The sequence below is a fragment of the Hydrogenophaga crassostreae genome, assembly GCF_001761385.1.
GTDB lineage: Bacteria > Pseudomonadota > Gammaproteobacteria > Burkholderiales > Burkholderiaceae_C > Hydrogenophaga > Hydrogenophaga crassostreae.
The window spans coordinates 3,469,521-3,484,785 of sequence record NZ_CP017476.1 but is presented as its reverse complement, the minus strand read 5'-3'; the positions used below and the strand labels follow the sequence as shown (position 1 = coordinate 3,484,785).

Annotated in this window: 10 protein-coding genes; 5 read left to right on the top strand and 5 right to left on the bottom strand. The window is 62.8% G+C overall.

Annotated features, from left to right (window positions below; translation table 11 throughout):
• Nucleotides 1–78: 78 nt before the first annotated feature.
• Entirely contained in the window at nt 79–999 is a 921-nt protein-coding gene (locus tag LPB072_RS15995; protein ID WP_066089307.1) for a LysR family transcriptional regulator, read from the bottom strand.
• 83 nt (nt 1,000–1,082) lie between these two features.
• Here LPB072_RS15995 and LPB072_RS15990 point away from each other — a divergent pair, with 83 nt between their 5' ends.
• A complete protein-coding gene (locus LPB072_RS15990; RefSeq protein ID WP_066089393.1) occupies nt 1,083–1,430 on the top strand; it encodes a protocatechuate 4,5-dioxygenase subunit alpha in 348 nt (115 codons plus the stop codon).
• Between the two features lie 160 nt (nt 1,431–1,590).
• The gene (locus LPB072_RS15985; protein ID WP_066089309.1) at nt 1,591–2,439 is read left to right on the top strand and encodes a class III extradiol dioxygenase family protein; all 849 of its coding nucleotides are present in this window, start codon (nt 1,591–1,593) and stop codon (nt 2,437–2,439) included.
• Between the two features lie 70 nt (nt 2,440–2,509).
• Here LPB072_RS15985 and rpoD read toward each other — a convergent pair whose 3' ends face one another.
• Together rpoD and dnaG are read right to left on the bottom strand one after the other, a co-directional pair.
• Nucleotides 2,510–4,810: an RNA polymerase sigma factor RpoD gene (gene rpoD, locus LPB072_RS15980; RefSeq protein WP_066089312.1), complete on the bottom strand. Its 2,301-nt coding sequence runs from the start codon at nt 4,808–4,810 to the stop codon at nt 2,510–2,512.
• Between the two features lie 296 nt (nt 4,811–5,106).
• Complete coding sequence (gene dnaG, locus LPB072_RS15975) at nt 5,107–7,137, bottom strand: DNA primase (RefSeq protein WP_066089396.1); 2,031 nt, start codon at nt 7,135–7,137, stop codon at nt 5,107–5,109.
• A 45-nt stretch (nt 7,138–7,182) separates the two neighbouring features.
• Between dnaG and LPB072_RS15970 the strand changes: the two genes are divergently transcribed.
• Nucleotides 7,183–8,829: an acyl-CoA synthetase gene (locus LPB072_RS15970; RefSeq protein WP_066089314.1), complete on the top strand. Its 1,647-nt coding sequence runs from the start codon at nt 7,183–7,185 to the stop codon at nt 8,827–8,829.
• A 17-nt stretch (nt 8,830–8,846) separates the two neighbouring features.
• Here LPB072_RS15970 and LPB072_RS15965 read toward each other — a convergent pair whose 3' ends face one another.
• Nucleotides 8,847–9,758, bottom strand: coding sequence for a LysR family transcriptional regulator (locus LPB072_RS15965; RefSeq protein ID WP_066089317.1), 912 nt, complete (start codon nt 9,756–9,758; stop codon nt 8,847–8,849).
• 148 nt (nt 9,759–9,906) lie between these two features.
• Here LPB072_RS15965 and LPB072_RS15960 point away from each other — a divergent pair, with 148 nt between their 5' ends.
• Entirely contained in the window at nt 9,907–11,229 is a 1,323-nt protein-coding gene (locus tag LPB072_RS15960; protein WP_066089320.1) for a serine hydroxymethyltransferase, read from the top strand.
• A gap of 33 nt (nt 11,230–11,262) precedes the next feature.
• Here LPB072_RS15960 and LPB072_RS15955 read toward each other — a convergent pair whose 3' ends face one another.
• Nucleotides 11,263–13,125: a gamma-glutamyltransferase family protein gene (locus LPB072_RS15955; protein WP_066089323.1), complete on the bottom strand. Its 1,863-nt coding sequence runs from the start codon at nt 13,123–13,125 to the stop codon at nt 11,263–11,265.
• 142 nt (nt 13,126–13,267) lie between these two features.
• On the opposite strand from LPB072_RS15955, the gene LPB072_RS15950 reads away from it, so the two are divergent.
• Nucleotides 13,268–15,220, top strand: a complete 1,953-nt coding sequence (locus LPB072_RS15950; protein WP_197508840.1) for a GspE/PulE family protein — start codon at nt 13,268–13,270, stop codon at nt 15,218–15,220.
• The last annotated feature ends 45 nt before the right edge of the window (nt 15,221–15,265 follow it).

Below are 15,265 nucleotides of genomic sequence, written 5' to 3'. Positions count from 1 at the left end.
GGCGTTCCTCGAATGGTTGCGCCATTGTTGGGCAAGCGGCGCCAAAATGCTGTCGCGTCCGGGGCCGACAGGTGGGGCTCAGGCTGTCGTGGCGACCTTCAACAGCGGCGGCACCACGGCTTCGATTTGCTGGCGCATCCAGCGGTGGGCGGCATCTTGCTGCGTGCGTGCATGCCAGATCAGGTACATGGGCAGCCTGGGGCAGTTTTTGACCGGGACTCTGGCGCTGGCGAAGCCGCGCATCAGGCCGCCGGCGAGCAGGGCGGGCGCGGTGGCGAGCAGGGTGCTGCCGGTGAGGAAGGCGGGCAGGCCGCTGAAGCCGGGCACGGTGATGCTGAAGCGCCGGTCCACGCCCTGGTCAGCGAGTTGCCGGTCGACATCGAGCTGGCGTCGGGGTTCGTACAGGACGGTGATGTGGTCGGCGGCCAGGTACTCGGAAAGGCTGCGCGGCGCCGCGCGCATGGCGGGGTCGAAATACACCCGGTACTGGTCCTCAAACAGCCGCTTTTGCAGGATGTCGGTGCCGTCCGGCGGGCGCGGGCTGATGGCGAGATCGCAAGCGCCATCGCGCAACATCTCCAGCGTGGGCACGCCCGAGGGAATGATGCGCAGTGCCACGCCGGGCGCCTGTTCTCTCAGGCAGGTCGCCAGCGCGGGCAGCAATGCATCGCGCTGGAAATCGTTGGCGGCGATGGTGTAGCGGGTGCGCCATGTGGCGGGGTCGAAAGCGCCGGCGTGGGCGAAGCCTTGCAGTTGGCGCAGCAGTTCGCGGGCCTGGCCGGCCAGCAATTCCGCGTGGGCTGTGGCCACAATGCCGCGCCCGCTTTTCACGAACAGCAGATCGCCGGTGATGACCCGCAGCTTGGTGAGCTGGTGGCTGACGGCGGACTGCGCCACACCCAGGTTGTGGGCTGCTCGTGTGATGCTGCCGGTCTCTACCACTGCGACCAGCAAGCGCAGCAACCGGGCATCCAGGTCTGACCAATCGAATTCGTTCATGTGTTTGATGATTAAACATCTGTTTATCTTTTGCAATGCCGAGGCAATACTGCAGTTTGATCGACATCAAACAGGAGATGCCTATGTCCCCGACTTTGCCCAAAATCCCGGGCACGACCCCCTTTGACGGCGAACAGGCCAGGAAAGGCTATGCCCTCAACAAGATGTGCTTTTCCTTCAACGATGCGGCCAACCGCGAGGCTTTCGTGGCCGATGAAGAAGGCTATATGCAGCGCTATGGCCTGAACGAATCGCAGGCCGCCGCGATCAGGGCGCGCAACGTCCTGCAACTGATCGCCGCGGGCGGCAACGCCTACTACCTGGCGAAGTTCGCCGGCATCTTTCATCTCGACATGCAAGACATCGGCGCCCAGCAGACGGGCATGAGCAAGGAGGCTTTCAAGGCCAAGCTCGTGGCGGCAGGGCAGTAACTCGCTCCCCCTGCGCCGCTTCGCGTTTTCCCCCGGAGGGGGACGCACCTTGCGGCCCGGCAGAGCCGGTTCTGCGGGTGCGCCGGGTGGCGCAAGCCCAGCTCGATCCACGTCGCTGCTTGGCCGCGTCACGGACACACCGTTTCAAAGGAAATCTCTCATGGCACAACTCATCGGTGGCCTCGGCACCTCTCACATTCCCGCCATCGGCGGTGCGATTCACAAGGGACTTCAAAACGACCCCTACTGGAAACCCTTTTTTGACGGGTTTCCGCCTATTCGAGAATGGCTGGCCAAGGAAAAACCGGACGTGGTCGTGATGTTTTACAACGACCACGGCCTGAACTTTTTCCTCGACAAAATGCCTACTTTTGCCGTGGGCGCGGCGCCGGTGTACAACAACGCCGACGAAGGCTGGGGCATTCCCACACTGCCGCCGTTCAAGGGCGAGGTGGACCTGTCGTGGCACATCATCAACACGCTGGTCGACCAGGCGTTCGACATCGTGAGCTGTCAGGAGATGCTGGTGGACCATGCCTGCACGCTGCCCCTCAAACTTTTCTGGCCCGAGGGCGAATGCCCGGTGACGATCGTGCCGGTGTGCATCAACACGGTGCAGTTCCCTTTGCCCAAAGCCAGCCGCGTGTACGCCATGGGCAAGGCAGTGGGAGCGGCGATCGGCAGTTGGGCGAGCGACAGGAAGGTGGCGGTGGTGGCATCGGGCGGGCTCAGTCACCAGCTCGACGGCGAGCGCGCGGGATTCATCAACAAGGCCTTTGACCTGCAATTCATCGACAGCCTGGAAAGCAACCCCGAATGGGCCACGCAGTTCAGTATCCACGAGATCGTGGAGAAAGCGGGCACGCAAGGGGTTGAACTGCTTCAGTGGCTGGCCATGCGCGGTGCACTGACCACGGCAGCGCCCAAGGTCAAGCGGCTGCACACGAATTACCACATACCGATTTCCAACACCGCAACCGCGGCCATGGTATTGGAGGCGGTGGGCTGACACGGCTTCGACCGCGCATGAAAAAGGGGAGCCATGGGCTCCCCTTTTTCATTGCCTGTGCCGCGAAGGCTTACATCGAATCGATGAAGCTGCGCAGCTTGTCAGAGCGGCTGGGGTGCTTGAGCTTGCGCACAGCCTTGCTCTCGATCTGGCGGATGCGCTCGCGCGTCACGTCAAATTGTTTGCCCACTTCTTCCAGCGTGTGGTCGGTGGACATCTCGATGCCGAAGCGCATGCGCAGCACTTTGGCTTCGCGTGGCGTAAGGCTGTCGAGAATTTCCTTGACCACGTCGCGCAGGCCGGCCTGCATAGCGGCTTCGATAGGCGCGGTGTTGGCCTGGTCTTCGATGAAGTCGCCCAGGTGGGAATCGTCGTCATCGCCGATGGGCGTTTCCATGGAGATCGGCTCTTTTGCGATCTTCATGATTTTGCGGATTTTCTCTTCCGGCATTTCCATCTTCTCAGCCAGGATGGATGCATCGGGCTCAAATCCGTGTTCCTGCAAATGCTGGCGGCTGATGCGGTTCATCTTGTTGATGGTTTCGATCATGTGCACAGGGATGCGGATGGTGCGCGCCTGGTCGGCGATCGAGCGCGTGATGGCCTGACGGATCCACCAGGTGGCGTAGGTCGAGAACTTGTAGCCACGGCGGTATTCGAATTTGTCCACCGCCTTCATCAAACCGATGTTGCCTTCCTGGATCAAGTCCAGGAACTGCAGACCACGGTTGGTGTATTTTTTGGCGATCGAAATCACGAGCCGCAAGTTGGCCTCGATCATTTCTTTCTTCGCGCCGCGCGAGGTGTATTCACCTTCGTTCATGCGCTTGTGGATGTCTTTCAACTGGGCAATCGGCACCACCACGCTGTTCTGGATTTCCAGCAAACCTTGCTGCAATTCCTGCACTGGCGGAATGTTGCGCTCCATGATCACGCTCCAGGCCTTGCCGGAAGCGGCCTGCTTTTCAACCCATTTCTGGTTGAGCAGGTTGGCAGGGAAATCCGCAATGAATTTCTCTTGTGGCATGCCGCACTTGTCGACAATGATGCGACGCAGTTCGCGTTCTTTCTTGCGCACATCGTCAACCTGAGAGCGCATCGTGCCGCACAGCTTGTCAATCGACTTCGCCGTGAAGCGGATGCTCATCAGTTTGTCGGTGATGGCCTGCTGGGTCTTGACATAGGTGGGCGTGCCATAGCCTTCTTTGTCGTAGGTTTTGTGCAGCTTCTCGAACAGGGTGCGGATGGTGTCGAAGCGCTCCAGCGCATCGCGCTTGAGTTCTTCGAGCTTGCGGGTCAGCGCTTTGGAGCCGCCTTTGCCGTCGTCGTCGTCTTCTTCGTCGTATTCGTCGAAGTCTTCTTCAGCCACGTAGTCATCGGCTTCGTCGGCATCGTTGAAACCGTCCACCACGGTGGAAATCACGATCTTGCCTTCGCGAATTTCTTCTGAGAGAAGCAGGATTTCAGCAATGGTGGCGGGGCTTTCGCTGATCGCGGCCATCATGTCGTGCAAGCCACCTTCGATGCGTTTGGCGATCTCGATTTCGCCTTCACGTGTCAACAGCTCGACCGTGCCCATTTCGCGCATGTACATGCGCACAGGGTCGGTGGTGCGGCCGAATTCGCTGTCCACGGTGGACAAGGCGGCTTCTGCTGCCTCTTCGGCCTCTTCTTCGCTGGAGCCGGAAGGTGCGTTGTCGGTGATGATCAGCGCTTCGGCATCGGGCGTCTGTTCGTAGACCGCCACGCCCATGTCGTTCAACATGGCCACAACGACTTCGAGGGTTTCTGCATCGACCAGTTTGTCGGGCAGGTGATCATTGATTTCGCCGTGGGTCAGGTAGCCACGGGTCTTGCCCAGCTTGATCAGCGCCTTGATGTGTTCGCGGCGGGCTTTGGCCTCTTCTTCGGACAGGACGGTTTCGTCCAGGCCAAACTCCTTCATCAGCGCGCGTTCTTTCGCCTTGCTGATCTTCATGCGCAGTGGCTTGACTTTTTCCACAGGTTGCGCCGGATCGGTCGATGCCTCTTCGGGCTCACCCTGCAAATCGTCTTCGATGTCGGACATGTCGGTGTCGTCATCGTCGCCGCGGCTTTTGCCTTTGGCGCCCGCCTTGGCCTTCGGGCCGCGCTTGGCCGCTGGCTTGGCGGCTCCGGCTTTGGCTGCAGGGCGCCCGGCTTTGGCAGCCGGTGCGGCTTTTTGGGTATCGAGATCGTCGGCCGCTTTGGCAGCGGTTTTCGCGGGGGTCTTCTTGGCGGTCACAGGGGGCACTTTCTTGGTCGACGCTGGGGCAACAGCTGCGGGGGCTTTGGCCTTGGCGGCGACTTTGGTGCTGGACACGACGGACGTACTGGACTTCTTCGCAGGCATGTGGACCTCAAAAAAATGGACAGAAAAAGAACCGGCAGGAGGCACAAAAATCGCCAGTCAAGCCTGCAAGACGCAGCCGAACCGGAGTTTTTGTTGGGCACTGTGCCCGCCTTTTACCGGAAAAGACGGGCCTGCAAGCTGTTGGGGCGAACATTTGGGGTGCAGTCCTTGCGGGGTTCCGTCAGAACCCGGGAGGGTTGCTGAGGTGGCCAGGAAAATGTTCCGTGTTGCCCCTGTCTTGGGGTCAGGCCTTTGCCGGAGGTGCTGCTGTCGCGCTTGCGGTGCAAAACCGTGGATTATACCGGGCCTTGGCCGATGCGGTGTTCCAAGGCCTTGCGTTCGGCCTGCAATTCCCGGTAACGCTGCAACTGGCTGGGGTCTTGGGCCGCCTTGGTGATGGCTTCGCTTTCTTGCGCTTTCAGGCGTTCGATGCGCAAACGGGTCATGACGTCGCGTATTTCTTCGGCTTCCGGGTCGTCGCTTTCGTCGGTACTCACCAGTTGCTCGGCTTGTGCGCAGGCGAAGGCTTCGTGCTCATGGCCGCGCAAAGCTTCGCGCATGGCTGCCCAGGGCTGGGGACCGTGCTCGTGCATTTGCGCCTCAAGCCAGGTGAAAACCGCGCCGGGTGTGCCCGGCAGGTGGGCCAGCATGGCGTGGTCGTCGGCGGAAAGGCTTTGCCAGGCGCTGGCATTGGTCAGCAACAGGCCCACGGCGCGGTCGGCGCGACTGCCGCCGGCCTTGCGCTGACCGAGCATGCGCTGCGGCGGGGGTTCGTTGCGCCATTTTCCCCCGAAACTCTCGCGGCCGTAGCTGCTTTTGTCGAAGCGCTTTTTCTCAAAGCCCGAGCCGTAAGACCCGCCTGAGGTTGGCGCGTAGGCGCTGCTTTCGGGTGTGTAGCTGGCCGAAGTGGTGGGTTGCTCGTAAAAATCGGTCCCATGGTCCGGTGGATGGGCCTCAACGCCGGATGGTGGCGCTTCAGGCTGAGGCGCACGGCGCCAGCGAGGGCCGTCGCTGGCTTGCTGCCAGATTTGAAGCAGGTCCTGGCTCGAAAGACCGCAGTTTTCGGCCAGCTCACCGATCAGCTGGCGCTTGAGCGCGCCGTCGGGCAGTGCGCTCCAGAGGGGGCGGGCCTGGCTGGTCATGCGGGCGCGGCCTTCGGCGGTGGTCAGGTCGCAATCGGCACCGGCTGCATCGATCAGAAAACGCGACAGGGGCACGGCTTCTTTTACCGCCTTGGCAAAGGCTTCGCTGCCGTTGGCGCGAACAAAGCTGTCGGGGTCGTGTTCAGCGGGCAGGAACAGGAACTTGACACTGCGGGTATCGGTCGCCAGTGGCAGGGCCGCATCGAGGGCTTTGCGGGCGGCACGGCGGCCGGCGCCATCGCCGTCAAAGCTGAAGACCACCGTATCGGTGAAGCGGAAGAGTTTTTGTACGTGGTCGGGCGTGCAGGCGGTGCCCAATGTGGCCACGGCGTTGGCAAAGCCGAGCTGGGCCAGGGCGACCACATCCATATACCCCTCGGTGACCAGGGCGTAGCCGGCCACGCGGATGGGTGTGCGTCCTTCAAACAGGCCGTAGAGCTCCCGGCCTTTGCTGAAAACGGGCGTTTCGGGCGAATTCAGGTATTTGGGTTCACCCTTGTCGAGCACGCGACCGCCAAAGCCGATGCACTCGCCCTTGACGTTGCGGATCGGGAACATGATTCGGTCGCGGAAGCGGTCGTAGCGCTTGGTTTCGCCATCGGCGCCGACTTCGTCCGCGTGTTCGATCACCAGACCCGACTCCACCAGCATGGGGTCGGCGTAGTCGGGGAACACGCCGGCCAGGGCGCGCCAGCCTTCGGGGGCGTAGCCCAGACCAAAGGTCTTGGCGATTTCGCCCGACAGGCCGCGGCCCTTGAGGTAGCTGACGGCGCGCGGTGTGATCTTGAGTTGCTGGATGTAGGCGTGGGCCGCCTTGTCGAGCACGGTATTGAGCGTGACCTGCTTCTGGCGCTGTTGCACAGCGCGCTCGCGGTCTTGTGGCGATGCTTCGTCTTCCGGAATCTGCATGCCGGTTTGCTGAGCCAGGTCTTTCACCGCCTCGATGAAGCTCATGCCTGCGTGTTCCATCAGAAAGCCGATGGCGTTGCCCTTGGCGCCACAGCCGAAGCAGTAATAGAACTGTTTGGTGGGGCTGACACTGAAAGAGGGTGACTTCTCGCCATGAAAGGGGCACAGGCCCATGAAGTTGGCGCCGCCCTTCTTGAGTTGCACGTAGCGGCCCACCACGTCGACCACGTCGACGCGGTTGATCAGTTCCTGAATGAAGGTTTGAGGGATGGCCACAGGCGTATTCTCTCGCATGGGCGCCAGACACCAGGAGACAACCGCATGACCAGCATCTTTGACCAGGACCTGCCTCGCTCAGAGGCCAACTTCGCCGCCATTTCACCGCTCTCGTTCATTGAGCGGACCGCCGAGGTTTACCCCGACCGGCTGGCCATCGTGCATGGCGGCTTGCGCCAGACCTGGGGGCAAACCTACGAGCGGTGCCGGCGCCTGGCCAGCGCCTTGCAGCGGGCGGGCATTGGCAAGAACGATGCTGTGGCCGTGATGCTGCCCAACACGCCACCCATGGTCGAGGCCCACTTTGGGGTGCCCATGGCGGGCGCGGTGCTCAACGCCCTCAATACCCGGCTCGATGCTGAAACCATCGCCTTCATGCTCGACCACGGCGAGGCCAGGGCGGTGATCGTGGACCCGGAATTCGCGGCCACGGTGAAGCAGGCGTTGGCTTTGCGCAAAAGCGCCACACCATTGCTGGTGATCGATGCAGAAGATGGGCTGTTCACCGGTGAGACCCAGGCTGTTGGCACCACCACCTACGAGACCTTCCTGGCCGACGGTGACCCGGCCTTTGCCTGGCTGCTGCCCGCCGATGAGTGGGACGCCATCGCGCTGAACTACACCAGTGGCACCACCGGCAACCCCAAGGGGGTGGTTTACCACCACCGGGGTGCGGCGATGAATGCCATCAGCAACGTGCTGGAGTGGGACATGCCCAAGCACGCGGTGTATCTGTGGACCTTGCCCATGTTCCATTGCAACGGTTGGTGCTTTCCCTGGACGGTGGCGGCCCGGGCGGGCGTGAACGTGTGTTTGCGCAAGGTGGAAGCCCAGTCGATTTTTGATGCGATGCGAAACCACGGCGTCACGCACTATTGCGGCGCGCCCATCGTGCACGGCTTGCTGGTCAACAGCCCGGTTGAGATGAAGGCGGGTTTGCCCGCCGGGATACAGGCCATGGTCGCTGGCGCGGCGCCACCGGCTTCGATGATCGAGGGCATGGAGCAGATGGGTTTCGATCTGACCCATGTGTACGGCCTGACCGAGGTTTACGGCCCGGCCACGGTATGCGCCAAACACGAGGCGTGGGATGAACTGGACATTGGCGAGCGCGCCCGCTTGAATGCCCGCCAGGGCGTGCGCTACCACCTCGAGCGGGATGTGCGGGTGCTCGACCCCGAGACGATGCTGCCGGTTCCCCAAGACGGTGAAACCATGGGCGAGATCATGTTCAAGGGCAACATCGCCATGAAGGGCTACCTGAAGAACCCCACCGCTACCGCCGAGGCCTTCAAGGGTGGCTGGTTCCACAGCGGCGATCTGGCGGTGCAGTACGCCGATGGCTATTTCAAGATCAAGGACCGCAGCAAGGACATCATCATTTCGGGTGGCGAAAACATCTCGTCGATCGAAGTCGAAGACGTTTTGTACCGCCACCCCGATGTACTGGCCGCCGCGGTGGTGGCCCGACCCGACCCGAAGTGGGGCGAAACGCCCTGCGCTTTTGTGGAACTGAAGTTCGGCGCAAAAGTGACGACTGAGGAACTGGTGGCCCACTGCAAAAAACACCTTGCGGGCTTCAAGGTGCCACGGGCGGTGGTGTTCGGTGAATTGCCCAAAACCAGCACCGGCAAGATACAGAAGTTCGAGTTGCGCAAGCTGGCGGGGTCGGTCGCCGCGATTGACATCTGAACCCCGTTGCGCCTTTGTCAGGAGGCCGCAGTTCGAGACTCGCTCAGGGATTGCAGGGCTTGTAGCACCCGTAGGCTGGGGCTGCCAGGCGGTGGTGTGAACGCGGACCAGGCGCGCAACGGGGTGGGTCGTTTCAGTGGGGTGCCAAAGGGCGCGACCAGTTGCCCACTGTCGAGCCAGGGCTGCACCAGGCAGGCGTGGGCCACGAGCACGGCCGAGCCGGCCAAGGCTTCGTCCAGGGCCAGCGCATACAGCGAAAATGTCGGGCCGCGGATCTGGATGGCCGGCGTTGGCTGGCGGTCCGCTCTTTGCGCGTGCTGTAGCCAATCGGCCCAGTCGTTTGCCCAGACGGCGTCGGTGAGGCAAGCGATTTCGCTCAGGTCGCTCAGCCGCTTGAGATGGTGAGCGAGGGATGGGGCGCACACCGGAAAAATGATGTCTTCGCAGAGGATGGAGCCCTCGCCACGGTCGCTGAAGAACAGGTTCAGGTCGTAGGGGCTGCGTTTGAGGTCGGTCGGTTGCTCCAGCGCCGTGACGGAGATGCTGATGTCGGGCAGCTTTTCCCGCAATTGAGGCAGGCGCGGCAACAGCCACAGTTGGGCAATGGCGGGCAGCGTGGCCAGGTGCACCGAATGGGGTTGCGCCTGGGCACGCATGAGGCCAACCGCATGGGCGAGCTGGTCAAACGCCTCGCTCAGTGGTGCGACCACGCGCGCACCCAGCGATGTGAGGCGCACACCTTGGGCATGGCGTTCGAACAGGTCCGCTCCCAGGTGTCTTTCCAGGGTTTTGATGTGGGCCGTCACCGCGCCCGGCGTGACGCTGAGTTCCGTGGCTGCGGCCTTGAAGCCACCCAGTCGGGCGGCCGCCTCGAAGGCGCGCAAAGCGTTGAGTGGTGGAGACCTCGGGTGGGGTGGAGACACGGCCATGAAGGGGGGACTTTCGGCACGACCAAACGGTGGATGGGTGGTGATTTTAGGCTTGGTTTTTCTAAGCCTGATTTTTTTAAAAATTGATTTGTCGGAAAGTCGGTGACTCCCTAGCATGGGGTTTCATCCACACTTTTGAGTTGCCAACATGCCCTACTTGAACGCCCGCGCCTGGGTCCCTTCAGCCAGTGAAGAATATGTGCAGTCCATCGCCGAGCCGGTTGGACGGGCGACCAGCGATGTCCTGGATGGACAGCTCCACGCGCTGATCGAGAAAAACCTCGACATCCATGAACGCCAGTGTTTCAACCTCAATCCGGCGACCAATGTCATGAACCCGAAGGCGGAAGCGGTGCTGGCCCGAGGCCTGGGTTCGCGGCCTTCTTTGGGCTACCCGGGCGACAAATACGAAACCGGGCTGGAGGCCATTGAGACCATCGAGGTGCTGGCCGCCGAGCTGGCTGCCGAGTTGTTTGATGCGAGCTATGCCGAGGTGCGCGTCGGCTCGGGCGCCCTGGCGAATCTCTACGCTTTCATGGCGCTGGCGAAGCCGGGCGATGCCATCGTGGCGCCGCCGCCGTCGATCGGCGGGCACGTAACCCACCACCGCGACGGATGTGCCGGGCTCTATGGGCTGCAGACGCATGCCGCCCCCGTGCTGGCCGATGGCTATACCGTGGATCTGGCTGCGCTCGGGGAACTGGTCAGGGCGGTTAAGCCGCGCGTGATCACGTTGGGGGGGAGCCTGAACCTCTATCCACACCCGGTGCGCGAGGTGCGGGCGCTGGCCGATGAAGTGGGTGCGAAGGTGCTCTTTGATGCCGCCCATCAGTGCGGCATGATCGCCTCGCGCCAATGGCCCAATCCGTTGGAAGAGGGGGCCCATCTCATGACCATGAGCACCTACAAAAGCCTGGGAGGTCCCGCTGGCGGCCTGATTGTGACGCGCGACGCAGCCATTGCCGAGCGGCTGGATGCCATCGCCTATCCGGGGCTGACCGCCAACTTTGACGCTGCGAAAACGGCTTCGCTGGCGTTGTCGTTGCTGGATTGGCGCGAGCATGGCGCCGCATACGGCCAGGCCATGGTGGATACCTCGAAGGCCCTGGCGCAAGCGCTGGAAGATGAAGGCTTCGCCGTTTTTCAGGGCGCCAGAGGGCACACCCAGTCTCACCAGTTTGCCCTCGAGGCCGCCCCGCTCGGCGGTGGCCAGCTGGCTGCCAGGCGCTTGCGTCAGGCGGGCTTTCTGGCCTGCGGCATTGGCTTGCCGATCGCGCCGGTCGCAGGTGACCTGAATGGCTTGCGCATGGGTACGCCCGAAATCGTGCGCTGGGGCATGACCGCTGCGCACATGCCGCGTCTGGCAAGCCTGATCGCGCAGGCCTTGCGCGCCGATCAGCCGCAGCACTTGGCGCCAGAGGTTCGCGAATGGCGCGGCACTTTCAACAGGGTGCATTTTGTGCGCAGTTGAAGCCTCACGCTGCAAGGCGCAGCCTGGTTGAAATCACTCTCCCGCAACCACGCCTTCACGGCGTGGATCGGCGCCGCCCAACCAGGCGGGCTGTCCACGAACTTCCCCTCGCACGATGGCCTGCAACCCGCTGGTGAGTGCGGTGCCATTGACCTTGTGCCCGCGCTCACGCAAGGCATCGGCTGTCGCCTGGGGGAAGCGCTCGGCCTCAAGCACCAGTGGGCCGCCCAGGCTGCCGAAGTTGGGCAGATCGATGGCGGCTTGTGGGGTCAATCCCCATTGCAGGACACCGAGCAGCGTTTTGGCTGTGTAGTGAATGATGAAGGCGCCGCCCGGGCTGCCAGTGCTCATCAGCAGTTGCCCACTGGCTTTGTCGAAGACGAGGGTCGGCGCCATGGAGGAGCGTGGGCGCTTGCCGGGCTCGACCCGGTTGGCCACGGGCCGCCCTTGCGCGTCGGTGGGTGAAAAGCTGAAGTCGGTCAGCTCGTTGTTGAGCAGGAAGCCCCCGGGGCGGCTCGGGTCGGTGCTCACCATGAGGCGAGAGCCGAAGCCGGATTCGATGGTGGTGGTCATCGCCAGGGCGTTGCCGAAGGCGTCAACGATGCTGATGTGGCTGGTGCCGTATTCGGGCTGCTCGGGCATGGGTGCCCAGGCACTCACTGTGCCTTGCGGTGCGCCCGCCGGGGCCTGTGGCATGTGGGCGGGGCCAATCAGCTGGGCGCGTTCGTCGAGGTAGCGCGCATCGAGCAGACTGGTCCAGCGGCCTGCGGGTGGTGCTACAAAATCGGGGTCACCCAGGTACAGGGCGCGATCGGCAAATGCCAGGCGCGAAGCTTCGGTGTAGGCGTGCAGGTAGCCAGGGGTGGGCAGACCATCGGCGCCCAGAGGTTCGGCGCCGCCGGGCGTTCGTGCGAGCACACCGAGAATCTGACCGATCGCCAGAGCGCCAGAGCTGGGCGGGGGGAAGCCGCACAGGCTCCATTCCTTGGCGGGGGCTTTGCCCTTGGCGTCGGGAGGGGTGTAGGCATGGCACAGGGCGTTGCGTTCTACGGGGCGGTAGCGCTCCAGGTCGCCCAGCGCCAAACCGCCCGGATTGGTCGGGTGCTGGCGCGCTTTGTTGACCATCGCCTGCGCCACCGCACCGCGGTAGAAGGCGTTGGGGCCGTCGATCGCGATGCTGCGCAAGACGGCGGCCAGTTCAGGGTTCTTGAGCCTGTGACCAACCGGATGGGGCTGACCATCGGGCTGGAAAAAGTAAGCCGTGGCCACAGGGTCGGTTTGCAGCGCGGTCTCGGCCTTCAAAAGGCCAAACAGGCGCGGACTCACCTCGAAGCCGTTTTCAGCCAGGGCGATGGCTGGTTCAAAGAGCTTGGCCCATGGCAATTTGCCGTGTTGTCGGTGGGCCAGGGACAGCATGGCAACTGTGCCCGGGACCCCCACCGAGCGCCCTCCCACCACCGCCTCCATGAAGCCCATGGGTTTTCCATCGGCGCCCATGAAAAGCTGGCCTCCTGCCTCGGCTGGCGCCGTTTCGCGGCCGTCGAAAGCCTGCACCTGTCTGCCATCGTGGTGAAGCAAAAAGGCGCCGCCACCAATGCCGCTGGACTGGGGCTCAACCAGCGTGAGCACCATTTGCACCGCCACCGCCGCATCGACTGCACTGCCGCCTGCACGCAGTATGGCTGCCCCGGCCTCGGCGGCCAGGGGGTTGGCTGCAGCGACGGCCTGGCGGCGCAGCGTCCAGCCGGGCTTGGTGTTCGATCCGGTGGCAAGCTCGGGCTGTGGGGGCGCAGCGGGGGCATCGGCGGGCGGAATGGCGCAGCCGATAAGGCTCAGTGAGAAGAGCAGCAAGAGCGCCAGGAGACGAGGGGAGGACGGGGTGGTGAATCGAGTCATGCAGCAGCCTCTGATTTTTGGGGAGTGGGGTACGCTATTGCCGAAGATCAAGTGCAGGCGGCCCAGTTTGCGCTATTTTGAAGACAGAAGCTATTCGGTGCCTGAGCGCCGGAAAGACCGACAAATGAATCAGGAAGTTTCGATGACGACACCCAAGAACCGGTATCCCCAACACCCTATCGGTCCGTTTGGCCTGCCCTCTCGGCAGTTGGTACAAGCCCTGCCGCAACTCATTGCGGCCCAGCATGCACAGTACCGTTTGCCGGTGGTGGGCTTGCGCGAAGCCTTGGCGCAGCTGCGCATTCTGGACGAGGAGACCCTCGAAGACCTGGTGGCTGAAGACCCCGATTTGTTGCGGTCGCGCTCGCCCGAGTTGGTGAACCGCATGCTGTTGACCGACGATGAGCTGCACCGGGCCCTGGCCCGCGTGGCTGGCGTGGTGGAGGTGGAGGTTCTGGGTTTTGAGGTGGAGCCCAAGGTGTTTGATGTGTTGCCATTGCGGGTGGCACATGGATTGCACGTGGTTCCCCTGGGTATGGCGGAAGACCATTTTTACGTCGCGTCCTGTACGCCGACCAGCGATGGCCTGCAACGCGAACTGTGCTCGCACACGGCACACACAGTGCGCCTGGTCTGGGCCAGCCGGGAAGCCATCGAGCGGCGACTGGAAGTGCAGGACCGTGTGGCCCAGGCTGGCCACGCCCACAGTCCATCGGCGATTGTTGATGAGATGCGAAACCACTACATGCCGCACAAAAACATGGGTGCAGCCGATGAGCAACTGGTGCTGGAAGACCTGGTGATGCAGGCGATGGTGGAGGTGGGCGGTGGGTCGGAAGCCGAGGAGGAGGCGTCGACCAGTGAGTCGGCGGGCATGGTACGCCTGGTGAACCAGATGATTGCCGAAGCCCAGCGCGGCCACGCTTCTGACATTCACATTGAAACCAACGCGGGTGAGGCGCTCACAGCGATCCGCTTTCGCAAGGATGGCGAGCTTGAGCCTTACCTCTGGTTGCCACCCAAGCTGCGGGCGCCGCTGGTTTCGCGCATCAAGATCATGGCCCGCCTCGACATTGCCGAGCGCCGCCGCCCGCAAGACGGCAAGATCGATTTTTCCGAGTTTGGTGGCAAGGCGCTTGAGCTGCGTGTGGCAGTGATGCCTACGCACAGTGGTCTGGAAGATGTGGTGCTGCGTTTGCTGGAGTCGGCCAAGCCATTGCCACTGGCCAAGCTGGGGCTGCAGCCGCGTGACCTTGAGACCATCGCTGAGTTCTCGCAACGCAGTTTTGGCATGGTGTTGGCGGTGGGCCCCACGGGCTCGGGCAAGACGACCACGCTGCATTCCATGCTCGCAGGCGTCAACACCTCAGAGCACAAAATCTGGACGGCCGAAGACCCGATCGAAATCACCCAGCCGGGGTTGCGCCAGGTGCAGGTGAACGCCAAGATCGGGCTGACCTTTGCCAGCGCCATGCGGGGCTTTCTGCGCGCCGATCCCGACATCATCATGATCGGTGAAATTCGCGATGCCGAAACCGCCAAGATCGCCATCGAGGCTTCGCTGACCGGCCACCTGGTGCTCTCGACGCTGCACACCAACAACGCGTCTGAAAGCGTGGTGCGTTTGCTCGATCTGGGCATGGATCCGATGAATTTTGCCGACTCGCTGCTGGGCCTGGTGGCTCAACGCCTGATGCGCAAGCTGTGCCCGGTGTGTGCGACGCGCCATGCGCTGGATGCAGATGGGTGGCAGGCACTGGTCGAGGAGTATCGGGAGGGGTGCAGCTTGAGCCCGCAAGAGGCGGAGGACCGCTTGCTGACCGCAGCCGGGGTGGACTCGCCGGAGCAGATCTACACCCGCCATGCGCTGGGTTGCGACCATTGCAAGGGCAAGGGCTACAAAGGGCGCATCGGGGTGTACGAAATTCTGCAAAACAGCCGCGCTATCAAGCAGCTGATTCAGAACCGGGCGCGGCCTTCAGAGATTTTTGACACGGCGGTCAGCGAGGGTATGCGCAGCTTGCGCCACGACGCCCTGGAGAAGGTTGTGCAGGGCCTGACCGATATGAAGCAGGCGCGAGGCGCTTACCGCTGAACAGGTAATCGCCCTGCCAGCGCAGGCAAGGCGAATGGCAGGCAG